This window comes from Dactylosporangium fulvum (genome assembly GCF_025137375.1).
GTDB classification, from domain to species: Bacteria; Actinomycetota; Actinomycetes; order Mycobacteriales; family Micromonosporaceae; genus Dactylosporangium; species Dactylosporangium fulvum.
Map to the genome: position 1 here is coordinate 1,594,094 of NZ_CP073720.1, position 22,614 is coordinate 1,616,707.

A 22,614-nucleotide genomic window follows, 5' to 3' on the forward strand; every position below is an offset into this window, starting at 1 on the left:
CCCAGCATCTGTCCGCTGGCCGCGCAGACCTCTCGCATTTTGCGAGGGGTCTTTTTGTTGGCCCTACCCCCGCAGAGAGTCGAGAGCGCCAAAGCCAGGAGGAGACAAACCATGCAGGTGTACGACACGACACTGCGCGACGGTGCCCAGCGCGAGGCGATCAGCTACTCCGTGGTCGACAAGCTCGCTGTGGCGCGGTTGCTCGACGAGTTCGGCGTCGGGTTCATCGAGGGCGGCTGGCCGGGAGCGTTGCCGAAGGACACCGAGTTCTTCCGGAGAGCGCGGACCGAACTGAACCTCAAACACGCGGTGTTCGTGGCGTTCGGTTCCACCCGGAAGGCCGGCGTCCGCGTGCAGGACGACGCCCAGGTCCGTGCGCTGCTCGACGCCGAGACCCCGGCGGTGACGCTCGTCGCCAAGTCCGACCTGCGCCACGTCGAGCGGGCCCTGCGCACGACCGCCGAGGAGAACCTCGCGATGGTCCGCGACACGGTCGCCTACTTCGTCGCCGAGGGCCGGCGGGTCTTCCTCGACTGCGAGCACTTCTTCGACGGCTACCGGTTCGACCCCGACTACACCGCCAGCGTCGCGGCGGCGGCACTGGGGGCCGGCGCGGAGGCGGCCGTCATGTGCGACACCAACGGCGGCATGCTGCCGTCGCTGATCACCCGCACGGTCGGCGAGGTCCGCGAGCGGCTCGCGGTGGCCCTCGGCATCAGCCCGGAAGAGGCCGTCGCCCGGCTCGGCATCCACTGCCAGAACGACACCTCCTGCGCCGTCGCCAACACCGTCGCCGCCGTCGAGGCCGGCGTCCCGCACTTCCAGTGCACCGCCAACGGCTACGGCGAGCGGCCCGGCAACGCCGACCTCTTCGCCGTCGTCGGCAACCTTCAACTCAAGCTCGGCATGCCGGTCCTACCGGACGGCTGCATCGAGCAGATGGTGCGCGTCTCGCACGCCATCGCCGAGATCGCCAACATCGCACCCGACACCCACCAGGCCTACGTCGGGTCGTCAGCGTTCGCCCACAAGGCGGGCCTGCACGCGAGCGCGATCAAAGTGGATCCCGTGCTCTACAACCACATCGACCCCGTCGTCGTGGGCAACGACATGCGGATTCTGGTAACCGAGATGGCCGGTCGGGCCAGCATCGAGCTCAAGGCGCGCGAGCTCGGCATCGACCTGGCCGGTCATCCGGAAGCCCTGTCGCGGGTCACCAACCGCGTCAAGGACCTGGAGGCCCGCGGGTGGTCGTTCGAGGCCGCCGACGCCTCCTTCGAGCTGCTGGCCCGCGCCGAGCTCGCCGACGGCGCGCTGCCGCGCCCGTTCGCCCTGGAGTCCTACCGGGTGCTCGTCGAGCACCGCGAGGACGGCGCGGTGGTGTCCGAGGCGACGGTGAAGGTGCGGGTCCGCGGCGAGCGGGTCATCGCCACCGCCGAGGGCAACGGCCCGGTCAACGCTCTCGACGAGGCGCTGCGGGTGGCACTGACGAAGCACTACCCCGAGCTGTCCCGCTTCGAGCTCGCCGACTACAAGGTCCGGATCCTGGAGGGCAGCCACGGCACCGGTGCGGTCACCCGGGTGCTGGTGGAGACCCGGTCGACAGGCGAGGACTGGACCACCGTCGGTGTCCACGAGAACGTGGTGGAGGCCAGCTGGCAGGCACTCGTCGACGCGCTGAGCTACGGCCTCTCGCACCAGGTGCGCGTCTGACCGATGCGGTGGGGCCGCCGGACGGCGGCCCCACCGCCTACGGGCACTTGTTCTGCTTGAACGCCGCCAGTTGGGCCGCGTCCGGCTCGAACCGCCACGCGCCGTTCTGGTAGTGGACCGTGCTGGTGCCGGCCTGGCTGTTTGCGCTCCCGGTGGGCGTGTGCGACCACTTGATGGTGGCGGTCGAGTCGTCGACCGGCGTCACCGCGGTCACCAGGTAGTTGCCCTGTTGCGTCGCGCACGTCGACACGAGATCGACGTAGGCGTCCTTGCTGATCGCCGCCTTCGCATGGTCCGTCCACAGGTCCCAGGCTCCCGCCCAGTCGCCGTCGGACAGGCTGTCGAACAACTGCTCGGCGGTGACCTGAGCGGTGGCGGCATCCTGAGGCTGCGCCGTCACCTCGACCGTCGGGCGGTCGTCAGCCGACTCGCCGCCCTCGTCACTCTTGTCCGAACACCCGGCAATGCCCAGGACAAGCGGCACGACAAAGGCGACCGCGAGGCTGCGGAAGGTTCGTGTCACCCATCTGCTCCAACATGGTTCATGTCCGGGCGGTCCGCCCGATCCGTACGTGAAGGTACTCCCGGCCAACGAACCGCGTATAGCCGGAGGTACGCCGGAGTGAGGTCTTCTGCCGGATCCGGCACGAACGGCCGGTTCAGCTCTCGCCCTTCGGCAGCACAAGTTCCGCGTAGACGGCCTTGTGATCACTGCCGGTGATCCGGTGGACCGTCACCTTCCGCACCCCGACCCGCTTGTCGGCGACCACGTGGTCGAGTGTCACGCCCGGGATGTACCACCGTTCGTCGTAGGGCCACGACGTGACGAGCCCCGCCCCGACCACGTCCGCGGCGTCGCGGTAGCCCTTGGCGAGCACCTGGCGGAACGCCTCGTGATCCAGCGTCGCGTTGAAGTCACCGAGCAGGATGTTGACCGGCCCGTCGGGCGTGGCCGCGGGCTGCGCCGCCAGGTCGGCGACGAAGCAGTTGTCGCGGGACCTCGTCGCCGGCGCGCACGGGTGCACCGACTCGACGTGCAGCTCCCGGGCGCCGGGCACGGTCACGCCGGCCTTGGCCTGCCCGAAGTCGGAGACGAAGCGACGGTATCCCTGGTCGGCGATCGAGAAGCGGCTGTACACGGCCGATCCGCTGACGCCCGGCCGCGGGTAGGACACGGCGTTGGGCAACAGGTCGTCGAGACCCGCCCGGCGCAGTGCCGCCTTCGCCTCGTCGGTGTACTCCTGCAGCGCCAGCAGGTCGACCCTGTGGTTGCGGACCAGGGCGACGATCTGCGCGGGGTCGGCCTGCCCCAGCAGCATGTTGACGCTCATGACCCGCAGCGACGGTCCCTGGTCCGGGCCCGGGTCGCTGTCGGCGATCCAGCGCGGCAGCACACAGGCGGCCAGCGCGATCGTGGCGAGCGCGACCAGCAGGGCCGGCCAGATCCGCTTGGTGAGGATCGCGACGATCAACGGGACGAACGACGCGACCGCCACATACGGCGTGAAGGCGATCAGCTGTACCGTCGGGAAACCGCTCTCCAGCCCGAACACCCGGGCGGCCGCCCAGATCACGAACGGCGCCACCATCAGCCACACGAGTGCGGTGAGCCATCGCCGCCGGCGCGGGAGCTCCGGAGGGGCGACGGGCAACGTCTCCTCGGTGCTGACCATCCCGTCAGGGTAGAGCAGCCGCGCCAGCCCCGGGCCCGCGGTGATGTCGGCTCGGCGCCTTTCCGTGCCGTTCCGGGTCGTCTGGCATTAGGCTCGGCAGCCGTGCACCCGGTGATCGCGCGGTTCGGTCCGGTGGCGATCCTCACGCACGACGCATTTGTGGCGCTCGGCATCGGGGTCGCCGCCCTGGTTCTCCTGTGGGAGGTCCGGCGGCGGAAGGCGCAGGACGAGCGGTTGTGGTACGTGCTGGCCGGCGCCCTCGCCGGCGGAGCGCTGTTCGCCCGGCTGGGCACCTGGGCGCAGCACCTCGACCCGCGCGACAACGCGACGCTGATCGAGCAGTGGGCGTACGGCAATCGCAGCATCCTCTCCGGCCTGGTCGGCGCCTACGTCGGCGCGCTCGTGGCGAAGCGGGTCGCGCGGTACCCGTACAAGACCGGCGATCTCTTCGCCCCGGCGGTCGCGATCGGCATGGCGGTCGGCCGGTTCGGATGCTTCTTCGCCGAGCCGCCGGGCACGCCGACGAGCCTGCCGTGGGGTGTCACGCTCGACGCCGGGCAGGCGGCGGCCATGCACGTGCCGGCCGGCGTGCCCCTGCACCCGTCGTTCGCCTACGAGATCCTCTTCCACGCCGCCGCCTTCGTGGCGCTGCTCGCCCTGCGCAAGCGGGTCACCACACCGGGTCGCCTCTTCACGCTGTACCTTGCCGCGTACGCCACGTTCCGGTTCGGCGTCGAGTTCGTGCGCGGCAATGAGATCGTGTCCGCTGGGCTCACCCGATCCCAGCTGTTTCTCCTGGCCTGCGTGCCCCTAGCCGCCGCCCGCTACGCCTGGCGGGCGCGCACCGACCGAGCGGAGACCGTGACGACATGATGCCGCCACCGCCGAACAACTGGACCGTCCCGCCACCGCCCGGCGAGGAGCGCCCGATCCGCGGGAAGAAGGTCTTCGCCGGGATCGGGCTCGCCGCCCTGGGCCAGGTGGCCGCGATCGGGCTCGGCGTGCTCGCCACGTTCCTCTTCGCGATGTCCGAGAACAGCGAGAACGCGCTGCTCGGCATCTACCTCGAGATCCTGCTCCAGGTCCTGCTGTTCATCGCGTGCCTGATCCTCGGCATCGTGTGGATCGCCCAGAAGGACCGGGGGATCGGCCTCGGCCTGATCATCGGCTGGGCGGTCAGCGTTCTGATCTTTCCGATCGCCGGGATCGGCGTCTGCATCGCCATCGTCAACAGCCAGGGAGCGTCATGACCGATACGGGAATGCAGCTGCGCGGGGACCGGATCCACCGGTACGTCAACGCCTTCTGCCCGCACTGCCACGACGAGCGGCCCGACCGGCCACTCCAGGACGTGCGGCGGCTCTCCGGCTGGCTCGCCGAGCGTGACGGCCGGATCTGGCTGGAGCGCGGCTGCCCCAGCCACGGCCTGATCCGCACGCTCTACGACGAGGACCCGGAGATCCTGCGGTACCTCGAGCAGTGGACGGCGCCGACCAAGTCGCACATCCCCGACCTGGCCGGAAACTTCGCACCCGTGCCGTCGGCGTATCTCGACGGGCTGCCGGAGATGCAGACCCAGCACACGTGCATCCTCCTGGCCGACCTGACGGACACCTGCAACCTGCGCTGCCCGACGTGCTTCACCGACTCCTCGCCGGCGATCGAGGGTGTGGTGCCGCTGGCCGACGTCCTCGCGAGTGTGGACACCAAGCTCTCGCGTGAGAACGGCCGCATCGACGTGCTCATGCTCTCCGGCGGCGAGCCCACCCTGTACCCCCACCTCGAAGAACTCCTGCGGGAGGTCGCGACGCGCAACGTCGTGCGGGTCCTCGTCAACTCCAACGGGGTCCGGATCGCCCGCGACGACGGCCTGCTCGACCTGCTGACCGAGCACCGTGAGCGGGTCGAGGTCTACCTCCAGTACGACGGCGTCACCGAGCGCGCCTCCCGCCACCACCGCGGCGCCGACCTGCGCCGGCTCAAGGAGCAGGCGATCGACCGGCTCTCGTCCCGCGGCATCTTCACCACGCTGACCATGACCTGCGCGCTGGGCGTCAACGACGACGAGATCGGCGCGGTCGTCAAGCGGGCCCTCGACACGCCCTACGTCGGCGGGATCTCGCTGCAGCCGCAGTTCGGCTCGGGTCGTTCGGGTCCGATCGATCCCCTCGACCGGCTCACCCACACCGGGGTCCTCGCCCGGCTGGGGCCGCAGACCGGCGACCTGGTCACCTGGCGCGACCTCACGGCGTTGCCGTGCTCGCACCCGCACTGCTGCTCGGTCGGATACCTCCTGCGCGACGACGCCGGGCAGTGGCAGTCGATGACGAAGCTGATCGGGCACGACCGGCTGCTGTCATTCCTCGACCTGGCACCGGAGCTGGTGGCCAACCGGATCGCCGACGTCCAGCTCCCGGCGGCGCTGCGGGCGGCGGTGAAGGACTCGTTGCTGGGCCTGCTGTCGGAGCAGTCGTCGCTGTCCCACCCCGACGTCGGTCAGCTGTGGCGCGACATCTGCGAGAACTGCGATCTCGGCATCTCCACCCTCACGACGCTGGTCTCCTCGTCGCTGCCCGGCGGCCGCAACCGGCTGCGCAAGATGCTCGGCGAACGGGTCAAGCGGATCACCGTCAAGCCGTTCATGGACATGCACACGATGATCGAGGAGCGCCTGCTGCAGTGCTGCGTCCACGTGGCGACCCGCGGCGCCGAGGACCGCGACCAGTGCGCGCCGTTCTGTGCGGTGCAGGCGTGGCCGCTGCTGTCGATCCAGCGTCTGCCGCGGGTCGCCGGCCGTGGCTGACAAGCCCTACGACCCGCTCCGGCTCTGCGTCTACGCGACGATCGCGGCCCTCGCCTGGATCCTGGGCCCGATCGCGGTCGTGGGCTTCGCGCTGCTGGGCTTCTTCGGATATCTGCGGGCGCGGCGTCAGGGCCTGACCCGGTCCAAGTGCGTCCTGCGCGACACCCGGCTCGTCCTGACCTACCTGGGTGTCCTGGCCCTCGCGGGGGTGGTCGGCGTCGGGTGGCAGGTCTACGGTTGGCTGCCGTGAGCGACCTGCCGCCCGCACTGAACCGGAACCCGAACGGTTCGCCGAAGCCGGAGAAGCGGCTTGTCAAGAGGAAGAACATGGCGCAGCCCTACCTGCACGAGCACGTGACGTGTGTCGCCGCACCGGCCACCTGGCTCTCGCGCCCGTCCGGCCAGCTCACCGGCGGCGCCGACGGCCTCTACGTCAACGACCGCAGGGTGGTGTCCCGGCTGGTCGTGACCGTCGACGGCGTGGAGCCCGTGCCCGTGGCCGCGCAACGCACGGGTGCCGCGTCGGCGCGGTTCGTGGCGGTACTGCCCGGGCTCGTCGACGACAGCCCGGACCCGACGGTCACGCTGTCGCGGCGGCGGCTCGCCGAGCCGCTCGGCGGCACCGAGACGATCACGCTGACCAACGTCTCCCACACCACGCTGACCGTCGAGGTGGCGGTCGACGCGGCGACCGACTTCGCGAGCATCAGCGCGGTCAAGGACGGCACGGCCGGAGCCGCGGTCTCCGACGGCTGGCGCGCGGCCGACGGCATGGCGGTCACGGTCGAGGCGACCCCGCCGGGCGACGCCGGGCCGCTGCGCTGGCGGGTCACCGTGCCGCCGCGCGGCGAGTGGTCGGCCGAACTGCGCTTCACCCGCACCGACGTGCCGCCGGTCGCGCGCAGCAAGCGGTTCAGCACGCTGCGGGTCGCCGCCGACGACCGGCGCCTCGACGCGCTGATCCGGGCGAGCGTGCAGGATCTCGACGCGCTGCGCCGCGCCGACGGCGAGGACGTCTACTACACCGCGGGCAGTCCCTGGTACCTCACGCTCTTCGGCCGCGACTCCCTCTGGGCCGCCCGGCTCGGCCTGCCGCTCGGCCACGAGGTCGCCGCCGGCACACTGCGCGCGCTCGCCAAGCGGCAGGGCGTGAAGTCCGACCCGGACACCGACGAGGAGCCCGGCAAGATCCTGCACGAGGTCCGGCCCCCGGACGCCGCCTACTACCTGCCGCCGGTCTACTACGGCACCGTCGACGCGACGGCCCTCTTCGTCAGCACCCTCGCCGACGCCTACCGCTGGGGCATGCCGCGTGCGGCGGTCGAGCCGCTGCTGTCCAATGTGGAGCGGGCGCTCGAGTGGCTGGCCGGGCACGACGGTTTCATCGCCTACCGGTCCAGCGGCAAGGGCCTGACCAACCACGGCTGGAAGGACTCCGGCGACGGGGTCCAGCACGCCGACGGGCGGCTCGCGACAGGTCCACTGGCGCTCAGTGAGGTCCAGGCGTACGCGTACCAGGCGGCCGTCGACGCGGCCTGGCTGCTGGAGTCGTTCGGCCGCGAGGGAGCCGGGCGGTGGCGCGCGTGGGCGGCCGACCTGGCGGAGCGCTTCCGCGCCGCGTTCTGGTGCCCCGGCGGCTATCCCGCCATCGCGCTCGACGGCACCGGGCAGCAGGTCGACAGCATCGCCTCGAACATGGGACACCTGCTGGGCACCGGCCTGCTCGACACGGGAGAGAGCACCGCGGTCGCCGGGAAGCTCGCCGAGCTGCGCTCGCCGTTCGGCATCCGGACCGTCGCGCCGTCCTCGGCCGGGTACAACGACCTCTCGTACCATCTCGGCTCCGTCTGGCCCCACGACACGGCGATCGCGCTCCTCGGGCTGGTGCGCGACGGGCACGCGGAGGAGGCGGCGGCCGTCGTCCGGGCGCTGCTGGACGCGGGGGAGCGGTTCGACTTCCGGCTGCCGGAGCTCTTCGGCGGCGACGACCTGCCGACGCCCTACCCGGCCGCGTGCCGGCCCCAGGCGTGGGCCGCCGCGGCGGGTCCGGCGATCCTGACGGCCCTGCTCGGGCTCGACGTCGACGTGCCGAACGGGCGGATCACGTTCGCCCCGCTCGCGCCCTCGCCGGTCGGTGCGTTCCGGGTGCGGGGCCTGAAGATCGCCGACGGCGAGCTCGACGTGAGCGTCGACGCGTCCGGCGCCCTGACGGTCCACAATGGACCCGTCGGCGTGGTGTTCCTGTCGGCCGACGGGTCCCCGGCGCGGATCGGGCCGGCTACTTCGGCGGCGTGAGCCGCAGAACGGTGCCGCTGCCGTCGTCGCTGATCAGCAGCGTGCCGTCGGTGTCGACGGCGGCGTCCACCGGGCGGCCCCACCACTTGCCGTCGGCCTCGACGAATCCGGTGGCCAGGTCCACCGGGTCGCCCGGCCCGGTCGCGGTCCAGGGGATGTACTGAACCTTGTAACCGGCCGGCTTCGTGCGGTTCCACGAGCCGTGCAACGGCACTATGGCCGCGCCGTTGAAGAAGGTCAGCCCCAGCGGTGCGCTGTGCGGGGCCAGGCCGAGGTCGATCGGGTCGGCCTTGGCGCAGTCGGCGTGCTGCCCGTCGCGGTTCAGCTCGTAGTCGCGGTGGAACGGCATGTCGTGGATGCCGTTGTCACTGTCCGGGTTGCAGAACGGCCAGCCGTAGAAGCCGCCGTCGCGGACCTTGATGACCTCCTCCACCGGGTAGTCGTCGACGAACTGGGGCATCCTCTTGCCCTTGTCCGACTTCCCGTCGCCGTCGACGTCCCGGTCGTCCGGCACCAGCGTGTTGTCGCGGTTGTTGACGACGGCCCACAGCTCGTCGGTGCCCGGCCGGAACGCGAGGCCCTCCGCGTTGCGGATGCCGCGGGCCAGCAGCTTGCGGTCGGCGTTGGTACCTCCGGCCGCATACGTGTAGATGGCGCCCCGCTGCGGATCGCTGACCGTGTCCTCGACACACGCGTTGCACGTGGAGGCGATCGACAGGTACAGCCTCCCGTCCTTCACCGCGATGTTCTTCAGTTGGTGGGCGTAGGCGCCGCGCAACTCGGGCGTGCTGCTGTCGGGCAGTCCGTCGACCACCACCTGGCCCTGCTGCGCCGTGAGGTCACCGTTGTCGTACGGATACCGCACGACCCGGTTCGACTCGGCGACGAACAGGAACATCCGCCCGTTCGCCGGCGCGAACACCATGTCGTGCGGCTGCCACAACCCGCCGGCGAACTCCGACACTCGGCCGCCCCGCACGATCCGGATCTTCCCGGCGCCGGGCTGCGACACGAGCAGGTCGCCACTCGGCGTCAGCGCCATGAACCGTGCCTTCTCGATACGCGCGTAGACCGACGCGGTCCAGCCGGCCGGCAGGTTGAGGTATCGCGCCTGGTTGAACGGCGCTGTGGCGAGGCTGTCGGGCACCTGGATCCGCACGCGGGACAGCGGCCCCAGCACGGCGGACGGGCCCGGGCCGGACGACGGCGCCGCGGACCCCGGCTGGGGCCTGGACCCGGCCGGCGCGACGGCGGGGTCCTCGGAGCAAGCGGCCAGGGCCAGCGAACAGGCGAGGACGGCGGCCCAGAGCTTGCGCATGGATGTGACGCTACTCTCCTGTCACGCTTCGCCCGCCCGTTCCGTCCATCCACCATGAACCTGACACTGTGGATCCTGCAGGGCGTCCTGGCCGTCGTGTTCGCCGGCTCGGGCGCCGCGAAGAGCACCATGAGCCGGGAGCGGCTCGTCGCGACCGGGCAGACCGGCATCCAGCTGTTCCCGATGCCGGTCGTGCGGTTCGCCGCCGTGTGCGAGATGCTCGCCGCGCTCGGGCTCGTCCTGCCGTGGGCGACGGGCATCCTTCCCGTGCTCACGCCGCTGGCGGCGACCGGCCTGTGTGTGGTGATGGTGGGCGCCGCGTGGTCGCACTCCCGCCTGGGCGAACCGCGCAGCGTGGCCGCCAACACACTGCTGTTCGCGCTGGCACTCACGGTGGCGATCGGCCGTTTCGCCGGGCTCTGAACGGGCCATAAACTGGGCGGGTGCGCACGCTGACCATGCTCGACCGGTCGACGTGGGAGGCCCGCCGGGCCGCCCACGAGGGCCGGGTCGACGCGTGGATCGTGCCGCACCTGGAGCGGCGCAAGCGGGGACAGAAGCATCCCGTCGAGGACTTCCTGTTCACCTACTACTCGTATCGTCCGGCCCAGCTGCGGCGCTGGCACCCCGGGGCCGGTGTGGGGCTCGAGGGCGACGAGGAGAGCGCCGCCCCGGCCGGGCTCGTCACGCGGCGGCAGCCGGCGATCGCCTGGATCCGTGGACTGCTCGCCGCCACCGCGTCCCGGCCGCCGCACCTGGGCTGCTTCGGGCTGCACGAGTGGGCCATGGTCTACCGCCAGACCCCGGACGAGATCCGGCACAACGCGTGGCCGTTGCGCCTCGGATCGGCCGGCACCGACGCGGTCGTGGCGGCCGGCCGGCTCCGGTGCAGCCACTTCGACGCGTTCCGGTTCTACACCGCACCCGCCCGGCCGCTGAACCTCCTCCAGCCCACCCGCGACGGGCAGCACGCCAACGAGCAGCCGGGGTGCCTGCACGCCAACATGGACCTCTACAAGCACGCCTACAAGCTCGCCCCGCTGGTGCCGGCCGAGCTGGTCGCCGACTGCTTCGAGCTCGCCCGGGACATTCGCACGCTCGACATGCGGGCGTCGCCCTACGACCTCGCCGGGCTCGGCTACGACCCGGTCCGGATCGAGACGGTCGAGGGCCGGTCGCGATACGTCGAGGCGCAGCGGTCGTTCGCCGAGCGCTCCGCGCCGCTGCGCGCCCGGCTGATCGCCGAGTGCGACCGGTTTCTCGCGATGGGGGAGGACCCGTGACCGGCGGGACGCCGTGGGTGCGGGGCGAGTTGCCGTGGCTGCGCTCGGGCCCGCTCTACCGCGTCCACACCGATGCCCTGCCCGAGCTGTCCCGGTTCCTCGACCGCTGGTCCTATCACCGGGTCGACCTCGACGGCCGCGCCATGACCTCCCGTGCCGGGGCACACCGCGCGCTGGCCGCCGTGTTCGGCTTCCCGGACCACTACGGCAACAACTGGGACGCGTTCGCCGACAGCTTCGCCGACTATCTCGCCGCACACGACGAGCGCATCCCGGTCGCGATCCTGTGGCACGACATCGAGTCGGCCGCGCCCGCGACCGCGGCGGAGGCCGGCTGGGCGCTGCTGGAGCACGCCGCCGGCGCACCCATGCCGGTGCACGTCTTCGCCATCGGTGACGGAGACGACTTCGACCGACCGTTCGGACCCGAACATCCACGTTCCTGACGCGGCGATCGGCCCGTACGATCTTGTCAATCCCCCCGACCCCATCCGAAACGAGGACGGACGGCATGAGCGAGGTGCGGCGGCTGCGGCCGTTGCTGGGCCTGTGGGACATGGAGGCGACCGTCGGCGGCGTGGTCACCAGCCGCGGCTGGACGAGCTTCGCGTGGGCCGACGAAGGCGAGTTCCTCGTGCAGCGTGCCGATGCCGGTCCGCCCGGGGAGGACGTGCCGCGGGACTGGCTGGAGAACTCGCCGTTCCCGACCGTATCGGTCATCGGCTACGACGACAGCAGCGAGGCCTTCACCATGCTCTACTCCGACGCGCGCGGAGCCCTGAGGGTGTACGGGCTGAGCCTCGTCGGCCGCGAATGGCGCATGTGGCGCGCCGCCGAAGGGTTCCACCAGCGGTTCAAGGGCGTCCTGAGTGACGACGGCTACAGCATCTCCGCCTTCTGGGAGCGTTCGGGCGACGGCCGCACCTGGCTGCGCGACTTCGACATGACCTATGAGCGCCCTCGCTGAGGGGGCTCACAGCTTCTCTTAGCGCCCCCACAGCATCACCTCGTTAGTTTTCCGCTCGTAGCAGACGCACGGGCGGAAGGACCCTCTCATGATCGAGGCTGTCGGCCTCACCAAGCGGTACGGCGAACGGATCGCCGTCGACAAGTTGTCGTTCACCGTCCGGCCGGGTCAGGTCACCGGGTTTCTCGGTCCCAACGGCGCCGGCAAGTCGACGACGATGCGGATGATCCTCGGCCTGGACGCCCCGACCAGCGGCCGGGTCACCGTCAACGGCAAGGCGTTCGCCGCACTGGACAACCCGATGCGTGAGGTCGGTGCGCTGCTCGACGCCAAGGCCATCCACGGCGGGCGCAGCGCGTACCACCACCTCCTCTGCCTGGCGCAGAGCAACAACCTGCCGCGCCGGCGGGTCGACGAGGTGCTCGACATCGTCGGCCTGTCCGGGGTCGCGCGGAAGCGGTCCAAGGGCTTCTCGCTCGGCATGGGCCAGCGGCTCGGCATCGCGACCGCGCTGCTCGGTGACCCGCGGATCCTGATGTTCGACGAGCCGGTCAACGGCCTCGACCCCGAGGGCATCCTGTGGATCCGCAACCTGATGAAGTCGCTGGCCGCCGAAGGGCGCACGGTGCTCGTCTCCAGCCACCTCATGTCGGAGATGGAGCACACGGCCGACCACCTGCTCGTGATCGGCCGCGGCCGGATGATCGCCGACTGCACGGTGCGGGAGTTCATCGACCGCAACTCCGCGCTCGCCGTCCGTGTCCGTACGCCCGACAGCGCCCTCCTCGCCGAGGTGGTCACCCGCGCCGGCGGCAAGGTCACCGCCGAGCCCGACGGCGCGCTGCTCGTGACCGAGCTGCCGCTGCAGCGGGTCGGCGACCTCGCCTTCGAGCGCGGCGTCCGGCTGCACGAGCTGTCGCCGTTGCAGGCGTCGCTTGAGCAGGCGTTCATGGAACTGACGAGGGACAGCGTCGAGTACCACGCCGCCGTTCCGTCCACCTCCCAGGAGATCCGATGACCGAATTGGTACTGCCTCGTGCCGGCCTCGGCGGCATGCTGCGCTCCGAGTGGACGAAGCTGCGCACCGTCCGCTCGACGATGTGGTCGCTGACCGCGATGGCCGGCATCTCGCTGGGCCTGATGTCGGTGATCGCCTGGGCCATCATGCTGCAGTGGGACAAGGCGTCCCCGGAGGATCACGCCGTCCTGCAGAGTTCCCCGCTCCAGATCGTGATCAACCAGCCGATCTTCATCGCCCAGCTGGTGATCGCGGTGCTCGGTGTCATGGTGATCTCGGCCGAGTACACGACCGGGATGGTCCGCTCGACGCTGCAGGCCCAGCCGCGCCGGTTCACGGTGCTCGCCGCGAAGATCCTGGTCTTCGCGGCCCTGATGCTGGTGGTCGGCGAGATCCTGTCGTTCGCCGCGTTCTTCGTCGGCAAGGCGATCATCGCCGAGCACATCACGCTCTCGCTGAACGACCCGGGCGTGCTGCGCTCGGTCGTCGGCGCCGGCCTGTACACGGCGGTGCTCGGCCTGTTCTCGCTGGCGTTCGGCGCCATCGTGCGCCACACCGCGGGTGCCATCACCGGCGTGCTGGGCCTGATCCTCATCGTGTCGAACCTGACCGCCCTGCTGCCGGGCCGCTGGGGTGAGTACGTCAACGCCTGGATGCCGACGAACGCCGGCCAGCTCGTCTTCCAGCCGACCCTGCCCGACGACCCGCTGCTCACTCAGTGGCAGGGCTTCGCGGTGTTCTCCGGCTGGACCGTGCTCCTGCTGGCGGTCGCGACCTTCCTGTTCGTCAAGCGGGACGCGTGATCCGGCCGACGAGGTCGGCCACCTCGTCGGCGCAGCCCCAGGAGAGGGTGACCCCGGCACCTCCGTGGCCGTAGCTGTGGACGACCCTCGTGCCGCCGGGCAGCGGCACGGGGTCGACCTCGATCCGGGCGCCGCCGTGGCGGGCGGGGCGCAGGCCGGCGGCGTGCCGGAGCACCGCGGCGCCGGCCAGCTCGGGGACGAGCCCGATGCAACGGCGCAGGATGGCCGCGGCCGTCGCCGGGTCGGGGGCGGTGTCCCAGTCGCCCGGCTGGAAGGTGCCGCCGAGCACGACGTCGCGGCTGCGCGGGTGGACGTACGTCATCCCCTCCGGGTGGTCCTCGTCGCGGACCGACGTCACCAGGCCCGGGTTGGCGACCACGACGATCTGCCCGCGGGCCGGGTGCACGGCCGGGTCGCCCGCGAGGGTCCGTGCACCCAGGCCGGTCGCGTTGACCAGGACCGGCGCCTCGCCGGCCAGGTCGGCCAGCCGGGCGATCCGACGGGTGACGATCGTGCCGCCCAGCGCCGTGACGCGGCCGGCGAGCCACCGGAGGTACACCTCCATCTCGGCCGACGGCACCGTGAACCGCCACTCACCGGGCACCGCCGCGAAGTCCGGCACCGCGGCGGCCCACCACGGCGCCGCGGCCGGCGCACGCAGCAGCATGCGGGTCGGGCGGAGCACCACGCCGGGCACACCGCCGGACGCCTGGACGCTCAGTTCGTCGTACGTGCGGCGGGCCCACTCCAGGATCCGCGGGTCGCCTTCGGTGTGTGTCGGGTACCACACCGCGGCGGCCAGGGCCGACACGGTCGCGGCCGGCTCGTCGGCGGTCGTCACGGTCACCCGGGCCCCCGCCTCGAGCAGCCGCACCGCGGACGTCAGCCCGACGACGCCGGCGCCGAGAACGATCACGTCGGTCATGGCTCCATGCAAGCAGTCACCTGCGGTGTCGTCGACATCGGGCTCGCCTGGGCCGAGCGCACAGTGACCCCGGTCGTGCGGCGCCTGCTTCAGCTCGTGCAGAACTCCAGCAGATCGGCGTCGAACGCCCGTTCGTAGTCGCCGTGGATGCCGTGCGGCGCGCCCTCGTACACCTTGAGTGTCGCGTCCTTGAGCAGCTGCACGGACTTCGCCGCCGCGGCCCGGATCGGCACGATCTGGTCGTCGTCGCCGTGCGCGACGAGCACCGGGACGTCGATCCGCTGCAGGTCTCCGGTGAAGTCGACCTCGGAGAACTGCTTGACGCAGTCGTAGGCGTTCTTGAGCCCCGCCTGCATGCCCAGCCGCCAGAACTGGTCGCGGGCGCCCTGGGAGACGTTGGCGCCGGGCCGGTTCGCGCCGTAGAACGGCACGCTGAGGTCCTGGTAGAACTGCGAGCGGTCGGTCAGCAGCCCGGCCCGGATGGCATCGAGCATCTCGATGGGTGTGCCCTCCGGGTTGCTGTCGGTCCTGAGCATCAGCGGCGGGACGGCGCCGACCAGCACCACCTTGGCCACCCGGGCGGTGCCGTGGCGGCCCAGGTAGCGGGCGACCTCACCGCCGCCGGTGGAGTGCCCGACCAGGATCGCGTCGCGGAGGTCGAGTTGCTCCAGCACCTGGGCCAGGTCGTCGGCGTAGGTGTCCATGTCGTTGCCGCCCCACGTCTGCGTGGACCGGCCGTGGCCGCGCCGGTCGTGGGCGACGGCGCGGAACCCGTTGGACGCCAGCAGCATCAGCTGGGTGTCCCACGCGTCGGCGCTGAGGGGCCAGCCGTGGCTGAGCACGACCGGCCGGCCCGATCCCCAGTCCTTGTAGAAGATCCGGGTGCCGTCTGGCGTGCTGATGGAAGGCATCTGCGTCTCCTCGCTGTCGCGGTCCACGAGTGCTGACCGCGACAGCGCCGGATAAACCCCGGAGTCTCAAAAATCGCTGAACCTTAGCTTAAGTGAGAGCGCTCCATCGAGCAAGTTCCATAAAGGTTATTTACTGTTAACAATCCTTCCTTTACATTGGCGGCATCACCCCCATCGCTGGAAGGGAGCGATTGGATGCGAAGAGCATTCACGCTGGTACCTCTCGGGCTTGCGGCCGTCGGCGCGTCACTGCTGGTGAGCGCGTCACCCGCGAGCGCACACGGGTACATCTCCTCACCGCCGAGCCGACAGGCGATGTGCGCGCAGGGGCGCGTCGCCAACTGCGGCGAGATCGTCTACGAGCCGCAGAGCGTCGAAGGGCCCAAGGGCCTGATGAGCTGCAGCGGCGGCAACAGCCGGTTCGCCCAGCTCAACGACCCGAACAAGGGTTGGCCGGCCACCTCCGTCGGCAACAACGTCACGTTCAACTGGGTGATCACCGCCCGGCACGCGACGAGCACCTGGGAGTACTTCGTCGGCGGGACCCGCATCGCGGTCTTCGACGACGGCGGGCGCCAGCCGGCCGCGACCGTCTCCCACAACGTGAGTCTCGGTGGGCGTACCGGCCGGATCCTCGTCCTCGCCCGCTGGAACGTCGCCGACACGGGCAACGCGTTCTACTCGTGCGTCGACCTCCAGGTCGGTGGCGGCGGGGGCAACCCCAACCCCACGCCGACCCAGCCGACGCCGACGCCGACGCGTCCCAACCCGACGCCGACCACGACGACCCCGCCGCCGAACCCGGGCGGCACGTGGGCGGTCGGTACCGCGTACAAGGTGGGTGACCGGGTCACCTACGGCGGCGCGACCTATCAGTGCCGGCAGGCGCACACCGCCATCACCGGCTGGGAACCGCCCAACGTCCCGGCCCTCTGGCTGCGCGTCTGACCGTCATCCGGTGGCGCCCTCTTCTCTGCGGAGGGCGCCACCACCTCCGGGAGGCTTTCGTGAAGCGCTTGTCACTGCTGTTCATCGCTTTCCTGCTGGCGGGCTGTGCCGCCGCCCCGGCACAGCCTTCCTCCGTGTCGGCCACCTCGAAGGTCTACAACGACACCGACGTGATGTTCAGCCAGATGATGGTCGCCCACCACGGCCAGGCCCTGGAGATGCTGCGGCTGGCCCGCACGAAGGCCGTCCGCGAGGATGTGCGCACCCTGGCCGCGGCGATCGAGGTGACCGAGGCCGACGAGATCAAGACGATGCAGGTGTGGCTGGAGTCCTGGGGTCAGCCGCCGACCGCCGCGCCCGGCTCGCACGACGGCCACGGCGGCGCGCACGGCACCGACGCGGCCGACATCGCTGCCCTGGCGGCGACGAGCGGGCCGGAGTTCGAGGAGAAGTTCCTCAACATGCTCGTGGCACACCAGCACAACGCGATCGAGATCGCGCGGATGGAGGTCGGGTCCGGTGTCAACCCCGGGGCGCTCGACCTGGCCAAGCGGATCGACGCGTCCCGCACGGCCGAGATCCAGCAGATGCTGCGGTACGTCAACGAGGCAGGCTATTCGCAGGCGACCCCGTCGCCGTCCCGGTCGAGGTCGTAGACGTCGGGCCCGATGACGGTGATCGGCCCCTGGACGTACTTCGGGCCGTTGCCCCCGCCGCCGGCGCAGTCCACGTCCGACGCGGTCGGCACGCACGGCCGGTAGCTCGGGTGGCAGTTGCTCGCCGGCGGCTTGCCCGTGCCTGCCGCGGCCACGGCGATCCCGCACAGGGCCAGGAGCGCGAACACCCCGGCGGCAACCGCGATCAAGACGCGGTTGCGGTTCTGCTGCGGCGTGCCGAACCGGGATCCGGGCTGGTAGGTCACCGGCGAAGTGTCCCCGCGACCGGATCCGTAAGGCAGTAGCCGATCGGTCGCGTTCGGTGCCGGTCGGCCATCTCGGCCGGGCGGAAATGTCAGTCGCCGGTCATAGACTCGGCCGCACCTGATCGAGGAGGCGGCATGGCCGGGCGGTTGCGGAACTGGGCAGGCAACATCGAGTTCGCCCCGGCGCGGGTGCACCGTCCGAGCTCGGTCGAGCAGGTGCAGGAGATCGTCGCCGCCGCCGAGCAGGTGCGTGTGCTCGGGTCGGGCCATTCGTTCAACCGCATCGCGGACACGCCGGCCGATCTCGTCAGCGTCGCCGGCCTGCCGCAGGAGATCAGCATCGACGCCGAGGAGGGCACGGTCAGCGTGGCCGCCGGCGTGCGATACGGCGAGCTGGCCGCGCACCTCCACGCCGCCGGTTACGCGCTGCACAACCTCGGCTCGCTGCCGCACATCTCGGTCGCCGGCGCGGTCGCGACGGGCACCCACGGGTCGGGCGCCGGCCTCGGCAACCTGGCGACCGCGATCGCGGGGCTGCAACTCGTCACCGCCGACGGCGAGCTCGTCGAGCTGCGCCGCGACGACCCCGCCTTCGCCGGGAGCGTGGTTTCCCTGGGGGCGCTCGGTGTTGTGGTGCGGGTGACGTTGGACGTCTCCAGGGCGTATCAGATCCGCCAAGCGGTCTTCGAAGACCTGCCGCGTGGCCAGTTGGACGCCCACTGGCGGGAGATCTCGACGAGTGCCTACAGCGTCAGCCTCTTCACCGACTGGGCCGGTGACACGGTCGACCAGGTCTGGCTCAAGCGGCTCGACGACGGCGAGCCGGCGCCGGGGGAGCTGTTCGGGGCCAAGCCGGCCGACGGTCCGCGGCACCCGATCTCCGGGGTCTCGCCGGACAACTGCACCGAGCAGGGCGACGTGCCCGGGCCGTGGCACACGCGGTTGCCGCACTTCAAGCTGGAGTTCACCCCGAGCAGTGGCGAGGAGCTGCAGTCGGAGTTCTTCGTGGCGGCAGACGACGCCGTGGCCGCGTTCGCGGCCGTCGAGCGCGTCCGGCACCTCGTCACACCGGTGCTCCAGATCTCCGAGATCCGCACCGTGGCCGCCGACGAGCTGTGGCTCAGCCCGCATTACCGCCGCGGCAGCGTGGCACTGCACTTCACCTGGGTGCCGGACACCGAGGCGGTGCTGCCGGCGGTCGCGGCGCTCGAGGCCGAGCTGGCTGACCTGGCCCCGCGGCCGCACTGGGGCAAGGTGTTCCACCACGCACCGGGATACGAGCGCTCGGCCGACTTCGCCGAGCTGGCCGGGCGGCTCGACCCCGGCGGCAAGTTCCGCAACGCGTTCGTGCGGCGGCATCTGTTCGGGGAGTAGATTTCCGACCGTGCGTATCGCTCGTTTTGCCCACAGCAGTGGCATGTCGTTCGGGGTCGTCGAGGGCGAGCCCTCGGCGGGCCCAGCCGGCCTGACCGTCGCCGAGATCGACGGGCACCCGTTCGGGGAGCTCCGGTTCACCGGCCAGCGCTGGGCGGTCGCCGACGTGCGACTGCTCTCGCCGATCCTGCCCAGCAAGGTGGTGTGTGTCGGGCGCAACTATGCCGACCACGCGGCCGAGCTCGGCAACGACGTGCCGAAGGAGCCGCTGCTCTTCCTCAAACCGTCCACCTCGATCATCGGCCCCAACGACGCGATCCGGCTGCCTTCGCAGTCCCAGCAGGTCGAGCACGAGGCCGAGCTGGCGGTTGTGATCGGTGTCACCGGTGCGCGCCGGGTCGACCGGGCGGGTGCCGCCGCGGCCATCTTCGGCTACACCTGCGCCAACGACGTCACCGCCCGTGACCTGCAGCGCAAGGACGTGCAGTTCACGCGGGCCAAGAGCTTCGACTCGTTCTGCCCGATCGGCCCGTGGATCGTCACCGGCGTCGACGTCGGCGACGTCGAGGTCCGCTGCGAGGTCAACGAGGAGGTCCGCCAGCTGGGCCGGACCAAGGACATGGTGTTCGACGTGCCGACGCTCGTGTCATATGTGTCACATGTGATGACGCTGCTCCCCGGCGACGTGATCCTCACCGGCACCCCGGCCGGCGTCGGCCCCCTGGCGGCCGGCGACGAGGTCGTGGTCTCGGTCGAGGGCATCGGCGCGCTCAGCAACAAGGTCCTGACCTTGGATTAGGCGTGTTGGCGACAACTGATTTGGCGGGGAAGGGGACCTCCGGTAAAGTTCTCTTCCGGCGCGGTAAGCGCCAATGGGGTATGGGGTAATTGGCAGCCCAACTGATTCTGGTTCAGTTAGTCTAGGTTCGAGTCCTGGTACCCCAGCGCCGCAGCAACATCGCGGTGCTGTAGTGTTTCACCGCACGTCAGCACGAAACTGGAAGTACTGGGGCCCCGTCGTCTAGCGGCCCAGGACGCCGCCCTCTCAAGGCGGTAGCGCCGGTTCGAATCCGGTCGGGGCTACCACAGTGCGCAGACCGCGCTCCTCGTTCAGGGGAGCGCGGTTTGTTCGTTCAGGGCCGGCTCCGCGCGCTCAGACCCACGGCCCCTCTCCGGCCACCGGCCCGCCGCACAAGGCTCCTCGGTCTCCTTCGCCACCGGCGTCGTTTTCCGGCTCCGCTCCGCCACCGGCCTCGTTCCCGGGCTCTCTCCGTCGTCGGCTCCGATCTTCGGGTCCGCTCCGCCGTCGGCCGTGCGGCGTGAGGGCTCCTCGGCCGCTCCGGCATCGGTTCCGCTGCGCGAGGGCTCCTCGGCGCCAGTCCGCCGTCGGCCCTGCGGCGCAACGCTTCCGCCGTCGAGTCCGCTGTGCGAGGCCCTCGGCCCCTCCGCCATCGGCGCTGCGGCGCGACGCCTTCCGTCATCGGCTCCACGGTACGAGGCCCCTCGGCCGCTCCGCCGTCGGTTCTGCGGCGTGAGGGCTCTTCGGCTTCCCTCGGCCCCGGCCACGCGGGAAATCTTGCCCTGGCCCACCACCTTGCGGCGGCCCCCGATCGGCCCGCCGGGCGCTCAAAGCTGTCTCCGCCCGGACCACGGCGCCGCGGCCGCTCGGCGGTGCTCCGCCGTCTGACGGGCGCAGGCGGCACGTGGACCGTTGAGCGCCCGGTTGCTGCGGCGAGCCGACTTGTGTGAGCCCGCTCAGGGCCGAGTTGGTGGCTGGCCGGCTGCACGGCTCGCTGTCGTCCACGGGCCCGGTATGCCGGGTCGCACCGCCGCCTTCGGCCGGCGGGCTTGCTGCGCGCCGATCCGCCGAGGAAGCCGGGCGCATCGCGAGCGGGCCGGCCCGGGACCGCTGGTACGGGCCCGGGCCGGCTGCGTCGCGCTGTACGGCTACTTGATCACGATGCGGGCCTGGAACACGGTGTCCGCGCCGTCGTGGCCTGTTGTCACTCCGATCGCCCGCACCGGGCCGCTCTTGCTGAACGCCTGCTTGCCGTCCAGGTACAGCGCTGCGGACGGCTTGGCGACACCGCCGGTCATGGCCTGCTTGAACAGCGGGCTGTCCGCCAGTTTGCCGGTGCCGCCCGAGTACGACTTCGACCGTAGCGACACGTGGGCGTCGCGTTGCTCGCAAGTGGCGCCGGTGAGCTCGGTCAGGTTGGTCAGGTCGCCCTGCAGTTTCTTGGCCGCGGCAGCGTCCGGCAGCTCCACGTCCACGAGGAGCGGGACTCCGCCGGTCTTCTCGTCGACCTTGCCGGCCACCGTGAACGACAGGGTCTTCGCCGAGCTCAGGCCGGCCGTCAGCGCCTTCGTCGACTTGTCCAGGTCGGCCGGGGCGCCCGGCGGGCCGGCGAAGGCGAAGCTGCCGCCGTTTTCGAGGAGTTCCGGGTGCTCCTTGAGGTACTTCTCGAACACCGCTGGGTCGTCGGACATCAGCTCCGGCGGGATCTCGCCCGCGGGGCCTTCGGGGAACAGCGTCTGGCCGAACAGGGTCAGCGGCAGGTACCCGAGATCCTCACCCAGGACCGTCGTCAGGTCGTTCAGCGGCCCGGACAGGACGCCGGCAGCGATGGCGTCCGCGGACAGGCCGCCGATGGCCTGCACGACGTCCGTGGCGGGCGCCGGGGAGCCGATCGTCACGCCGCTCGCCCCGATGAGCCGTCCGCGAACCTCGACAGCGTTGTCGACGGCCTGCGCGCCGACCACGACGATCCCCTTGACCTCCGGGAGCGGCGACGCGCTCGGCAGCGGCCCGGTCTCCTCGCCGATGATCCCGCCGCCCAGGAACTCCTCGGCGAGGTCCTCACCGAGCTTCTGGGACAGCTTGCCGGCCGGCTCGAGGTCGGCCCAGCCGAGCAGCGGCTGGTCCGGCGGCAGCGTCGCGACCGCCGACGTGAACGCGGATGCTTGCGCCAGGCTGCCCCGCTTCGTGGCCGCCGCGGCGGCCGTGGCCGCGGCCTGCGAGCCCTTCTCGCCGACCGCCAGGAGCGCGTATCCGTTGTCGACGACAAAACCCAGCCGGTCGGTACCACTCTTCTGCTGCGCCGTCGTCAACGCCTTGCTGGCCTTGTCGGCGTCCTTGGCGGCGGCCGCGACGAGCGTCACCGGATCGTCCGGGCGCGCGGGATCGGCCCACAGCGCCAGCCCGATGCGGTCGTCGAACCAGGGCGCGACATCGCCGTACGAGATCGGGGCCTCAAGATCCTCGAAGACCTTGCGCTTCATGTCGTCGAGCTGCTGGGCGCCGTTGCCGAGCAACGACTCGAACTTCAGCCGCTGGCCCAGGCCCGGCGACAGGTTGACCCGGGCGAACGCCACCACGGAGCCGGGAACGGCGCTCTCGGGCAGGGTTCCGGTGCTGTCCTTCCAGAGCCGCACCACGGCGAAAGCGCCGCCCGCGGCGATCACCGCGAGCGTGACCCCGACCGCGGTGAGGACTCCCGCGAGCCTGCGCCGTGACGGTGTCGGTACTGCCGTGAGCTGCTGTTCCTGCGGTGTGTCGCCGGACGGCAGTGGGTCGTCGGATGTTGTCATGATCATGCTCCCCCGTTGAGGTCGACCGGGATCGTATCGAGGGAGTGTCATGTGGGTACTCATCCGATTC

The 22,614-nt window shown here is 71.1% G+C and carries 23 protein-coding genes and 2 tRNA genes; 18 read left to right on the forward strand and 7 right to left on the reverse strand.

The genetic code is table 11. From position 1 onward, the window contains the following. Positions 1 to 111 precede the first annotated feature (111 nt). A complete protein-coding gene (gene cimA / locus Dfulv_RS07360; RefSeq protein WP_259861888.1) occupies positions 112 to 1,713 on the forward strand; it encodes a citramalate synthase in 1,602 nt (533 codons plus the stop codon). Positions 1,714 to 1,750: 37 nt separating this feature from the next. Here the strand turns inward: cimA and Dfulv_RS07365 are convergent, their stop codons facing one another. Together Dfulv_RS07365 and Dfulv_RS07370 are read right to left on the reverse strand one after the other, a co-directional pair. Next, positions 1,751 to 2,236 (reverse strand): hypothetical protein, encoded by a 486-nt coding sequence (locus Dfulv_RS07365; RefSeq protein WP_259861889.1) that lies wholly within the window; start codon positions 2,234 to 2,236, stop codon positions 1,751 to 1,753. 136 nt (positions 2,237 to 2,372) lie between these two features. Beyond that, complete coding sequence (locus tag Dfulv_RS07370; protein WP_259861890.1) at positions 2,373 to 3,386, reverse strand: endonuclease/exonuclease/phosphatase family protein; 1,014 nt, start codon at positions 3,384 to 3,386, stop codon at positions 2,373 to 2,375. Between the two features lie 102 nt (positions 3,387 to 3,488). Here Dfulv_RS07370 and Dfulv_RS07375 point away from each other — a divergent pair, with 102 nt between their 5' ends. The 5 genes from Dfulv_RS07375 to Dfulv_RS07395 are packed head-to-tail and all read left to right on the forward strand — an operon-like array spanning position 3,489 to position 8,484. Further along, the gene (locus Dfulv_RS07375; RefSeq protein ID WP_259861891.1) at positions 3,489 to 4,259 is read left to right on the forward strand and encodes a prolipoprotein diacylglyceryl transferase; all 771 of its coding nucleotides are present in this window, start codon (positions 3,489 to 3,491) and stop codon (positions 4,257 to 4,259) included. Next, positions 4,256 to 4,636, forward strand: coding sequence for a hypothetical protein (locus tag Dfulv_RS07380; RefSeq protein ID WP_259861892.1), 381 nt, complete (start codon positions 4,256 to 4,258; stop codon positions 4,634 to 4,636). The genes Dfulv_RS07375 and Dfulv_RS07380 overlap by 4 nt, the downstream gene beginning before the upstream one ends. After that, a complete protein-coding gene (locus tag Dfulv_RS07385; RefSeq protein ID WP_259861893.1) occupies positions 4,633 to 6,189 on the forward strand; it encodes a radical SAM protein in 1,557 nt (518 codons plus the stop codon). Before Dfulv_RS07380 ends, Dfulv_RS07385 begins: the two co-directional genes overlap by 4 nt. After that, entirely contained in the window at positions 6,182 to 6,439 is a 258-nt protein-coding gene (locus Dfulv_RS07390; RefSeq protein ID WP_259861894.1) for a hypothetical protein, read from the forward strand. The genes Dfulv_RS07385 and Dfulv_RS07390 overlap by 8 nt, the downstream gene beginning before the upstream one ends. Beyond that, the gene (locus tag Dfulv_RS07395) at positions 6,436 to 8,484 is read left to right on the forward strand and encodes an amylo-alpha-1,6-glucosidase (protein WP_259861895.1); all 2,049 of its coding nucleotides are present in this window, start codon (positions 6,436 to 6,438) and stop codon (positions 8,482 to 8,484) included. The genes Dfulv_RS07390 and Dfulv_RS07395 overlap by 4 nt, the downstream gene beginning before the upstream one ends. Here the strand turns inward: Dfulv_RS07395 and Dfulv_RS07400 are convergent. After that, positions 8,468 to 9,802, reverse strand: coding sequence for a PQQ-dependent sugar dehydrogenase (locus Dfulv_RS07400; protein WP_259861896.1), 1,335 nt, complete (start codon positions 9,800 to 9,802; stop codon positions 8,468 to 8,470). The genes Dfulv_RS07395 and Dfulv_RS07400 overlap by 17 nt on opposite strands. Before the next feature lie 54 nt (positions 9,803 to 9,856). Between Dfulv_RS07400 and Dfulv_RS07405 the strand changes: the two genes are divergently transcribed. The 6 genes from Dfulv_RS07405 to Dfulv_RS07430 all read left to right on the forward strand — a co-directional run bounded on the left by Dfulv_RS07405 (position 9,857) and on the right by Dfulv_RS07430 (position 13,873). Further along, entirely contained in the window at positions 9,857 to 10,225 is a 369-nt protein-coding gene (locus tag Dfulv_RS07405) for a DoxX family protein (RefSeq protein WP_259861897.1), read from the forward strand. A 35-nt stretch (positions 10,226 to 10,260) separates the two neighbouring features. Further along, complete coding sequence (locus tag Dfulv_RS07410) at positions 10,261 to 11,085, forward strand: 3-methyladenine DNA glycosylase (RefSeq protein WP_259867495.1); 825 nt, start codon at positions 10,261 to 10,263, stop codon at positions 11,083 to 11,085. Beyond that, positions 11,082 to 11,531, forward strand: coding sequence for a barstar family protein (locus Dfulv_RS07415; protein WP_259861898.1), 450 nt, complete (start codon positions 11,082 to 11,084; stop codon positions 11,529 to 11,531). Before Dfulv_RS07410 ends, Dfulv_RS07415 begins: the two co-directional genes overlap by 4 nt. A gap of 65 nt (positions 11,532 to 11,596) precedes the next feature. Beyond that, positions 11,597 to 12,052 carry a hypothetical protein gene (locus Dfulv_RS07420; RefSeq protein ID WP_259861899.1) on the forward strand — a complete coding sequence of 152 codons (456 nt, stop codon included), beginning with the start codon at positions 11,597 to 11,599 and terminating at the stop codon, positions 12,050 to 12,052. A gap of 88 nt (positions 12,053 to 12,140) precedes the next feature. After that, complete coding sequence (locus tag Dfulv_RS07425; RefSeq protein ID WP_259861900.1) at positions 12,141 to 13,070, forward strand: ATP-binding cassette domain-containing protein; 930 nt, start codon at positions 12,141 to 12,143, stop codon at positions 13,068 to 13,070. Beyond that, positions 13,067 to 13,873: an ABC transporter permease gene (locus Dfulv_RS07430; protein ID WP_259861901.1), complete on the forward strand. Its 807-nt coding sequence runs from the start codon at positions 13,067 to 13,069 to the stop codon at positions 13,871 to 13,873. The genes Dfulv_RS07425 and Dfulv_RS07430 overlap by 4 nt, the downstream gene beginning before the upstream one ends. Here the strand turns inward: Dfulv_RS07430 and Dfulv_RS07435 are convergent. Both Dfulv_RS07435 and Dfulv_RS07440 read right to left on the reverse strand, forming a co-directional pair. Then, on the reverse strand, positions 13,857 to 14,798 hold the full coding sequence (locus Dfulv_RS07435) for an FAD-dependent oxidoreductase (protein WP_259861902.1): 942 nt from the start codon (positions 14,796 to 14,798) through the stop codon (positions 13,857 to 13,859). The two genes, Dfulv_RS07430 and Dfulv_RS07435, sit on opposite strands and share 17 nt — an antisense overlap. A gap of 89 nt (positions 14,799 to 14,887) precedes the next feature. Next, a complete protein-coding gene (locus Dfulv_RS07440) occupies positions 14,888 to 15,709 on the reverse strand; it encodes an alpha/beta fold hydrolase (protein ID WP_259861903.1) in 822 nt (273 codons plus the stop codon). Between the two features lie 195 nt (positions 15,710 to 15,904). Between Dfulv_RS07440 and Dfulv_RS07445 the strand changes: the two genes are divergently transcribed. Further along, positions 15,905 to 16,657 (forward strand): lytic polysaccharide monooxygenase, encoded by a 753-nt coding sequence (locus Dfulv_RS07445; RefSeq protein WP_259861904.1) that lies wholly within the window; start codon positions 15,905 to 15,907, stop codon positions 16,655 to 16,657. A 59-nt stretch (positions 16,658 to 16,716) separates the two neighbouring features. Next, positions 16,717 to 17,313: a DUF305 domain-containing protein gene (locus tag Dfulv_RS07450; protein WP_259861905.1), complete on the forward strand. Its 597-nt coding sequence runs from the start codon at positions 16,717 to 16,719 to the stop codon at positions 17,311 to 17,313. Here Dfulv_RS07450 and Dfulv_RS07455 read toward each other — a convergent pair. Continuing rightward, positions 17,271 to 17,579: an excalibur calcium-binding domain-containing protein gene (locus Dfulv_RS07455; protein WP_259861906.1), complete on the reverse strand. Its 309-nt coding sequence runs from the start codon at positions 17,577 to 17,579 to the stop codon at positions 17,271 to 17,273. The two genes, Dfulv_RS07450 and Dfulv_RS07455, sit on opposite strands and share 43 nt — an antisense overlap. A gap of 135 nt (positions 17,580 to 17,714) precedes the next feature. On the opposite strand from Dfulv_RS07455, the gene Dfulv_RS07460 reads away from it, so the two are divergent. The 4 genes from Dfulv_RS07460 (at position 17,715) to Dfulv_RS07475 (ending at position 20,039) form a co-directional block, all read left to right on the forward strand. Next, positions 17,715 to 18,953, forward strand: a complete 1,239-nt coding sequence (locus Dfulv_RS07460; protein WP_259861908.1) for an FAD-binding protein — start codon at positions 17,715 to 17,717, stop codon at positions 18,951 to 18,953. A gap of 10 nt (positions 18,954 to 18,963) precedes the next feature. Next, entirely contained in the window at positions 18,964 to 19,752 is a 789-nt protein-coding gene (locus Dfulv_RS07465; protein WP_259861909.1) for a fumarylacetoacetate hydrolase family protein, read from the forward strand. A 74-nt stretch (positions 19,753 to 19,826) separates the two neighbouring features. Then, positions 19,827 to 19,898: transfer RNA gene (locus tag Dfulv_RS07470), tRNA-Gln, on the forward strand. A gap of 65 nt (positions 19,899 to 19,963) precedes the next feature. Next, a tRNA-Glu gene (locus Dfulv_RS07475) sits at positions 19,964 to 20,039 on the forward strand. A gap of 861 nt (positions 20,040 to 20,900) precedes the next feature. On the opposite strand, the gene Dfulv_RS07480 is transcribed toward Dfulv_RS07475, so the two are convergent. Further along, positions 20,901 to 22,544, reverse strand: a complete 1,644-nt coding sequence (locus Dfulv_RS07480) for a hypothetical protein (RefSeq protein WP_259861910.1) — start codon at positions 22,542 to 22,544, stop codon at positions 20,901 to 20,903. Between the last annotated feature and the right edge of the window lie 70 nt (positions 22,545 to 22,614).

Coding starts and splice junctions, on each gene's coding strand:
- cimA (WP_259861888.1), top strand. CDS start 112: ATGCAGGTGTACGACACGACACTGCGCGACGGTGCCCAGCGCGAGGCG.
- Dfulv_RS07370 (WP_259861890.1), bottom strand. CDS start 3,386: ATGGTCAGCACCGAGGAGACGTTGCCCGTCGCCCCTCCGGAGCTCCCG.
- Dfulv_RS07380 (WP_259861892.1), top strand. CDS start 4,256: ATGATGCCGCCACCGCCGAACAACTGGACCGTCCCGCCACCGCCCGGC.
- Dfulv_RS07385 (WP_259861893.1), top strand. CDS start 4,633: ATGACCGATACGGGAATGCAGCTGCGCGGGGACCGGATCCACCGGTAC.
- Dfulv_RS07400 (WP_259861896.1), bottom strand. CDS start 9,802: ATGCGCAAGCTCTGGGCCGCCGTCCTCGCCTGTTCGCTGGCCCTGGCC.
- Dfulv_RS07405 (WP_259861897.1), top strand. CDS start 9,857: ATGAACCTGACACTGTGGATCCTGCAGGGCGTCCTGGCCGTCGTGTTC.
- Dfulv_RS07410 (WP_259867495.1), top strand. CDS start 10,261: ATGCTCGACCGGTCGACGTGGGAGGCCCGCCGGGCCGCCCACGAGGGC.
- Dfulv_RS07420 (WP_259861899.1), top strand. CDS start 11,597: ATGAGCGAGGTGCGGCGGCTGCGGCCGTTGCTGGGCCTGTGGGACATG.
- Dfulv_RS07425 (WP_259861900.1), top strand. CDS start 12,141: ATGATCGAGGCTGTCGGCCTCACCAAGCGGTACGGCGAACGGATCGCC.
- Dfulv_RS07430 (WP_259861901.1), top strand. CDS start 13,067: ATGACCGAATTGGTACTGCCTCGTGCCGGCCTCGGCGGCATGCTGCGC.
- Dfulv_RS07435 (WP_259861902.1), bottom strand. CDS start 14,798: ATGACCGACGTGATCGTTCTCGGCGCCGGCGTCGTCGGGCTGACGTCC.
- Dfulv_RS07440 (WP_259861903.1), bottom strand. CDS start 15,709: ATGCCTTCCATCAGCACGCCAGACGGCACCCGGATCTTCTACAAGGAC.
- Dfulv_RS07445 (WP_259861904.1), top strand. CDS start 15,905: ATGCGAAGAGCATTCACGCTGGTACCTCTCGGGCTTGCGGCCGTCGGC.
- Dfulv_RS07460 (WP_259861908.1), top strand. CDS start 17,715: ATGGCCGGGCGGTTGCGGAACTGGGCAGGCAACATCGAGTTCGCCCCG.
- Dfulv_RS07480 (WP_259861910.1), bottom strand. CDS start 22,544: ATGACAACATCCGACGACCCACTGCCGTCCGGCGACACACCGCAGGAA.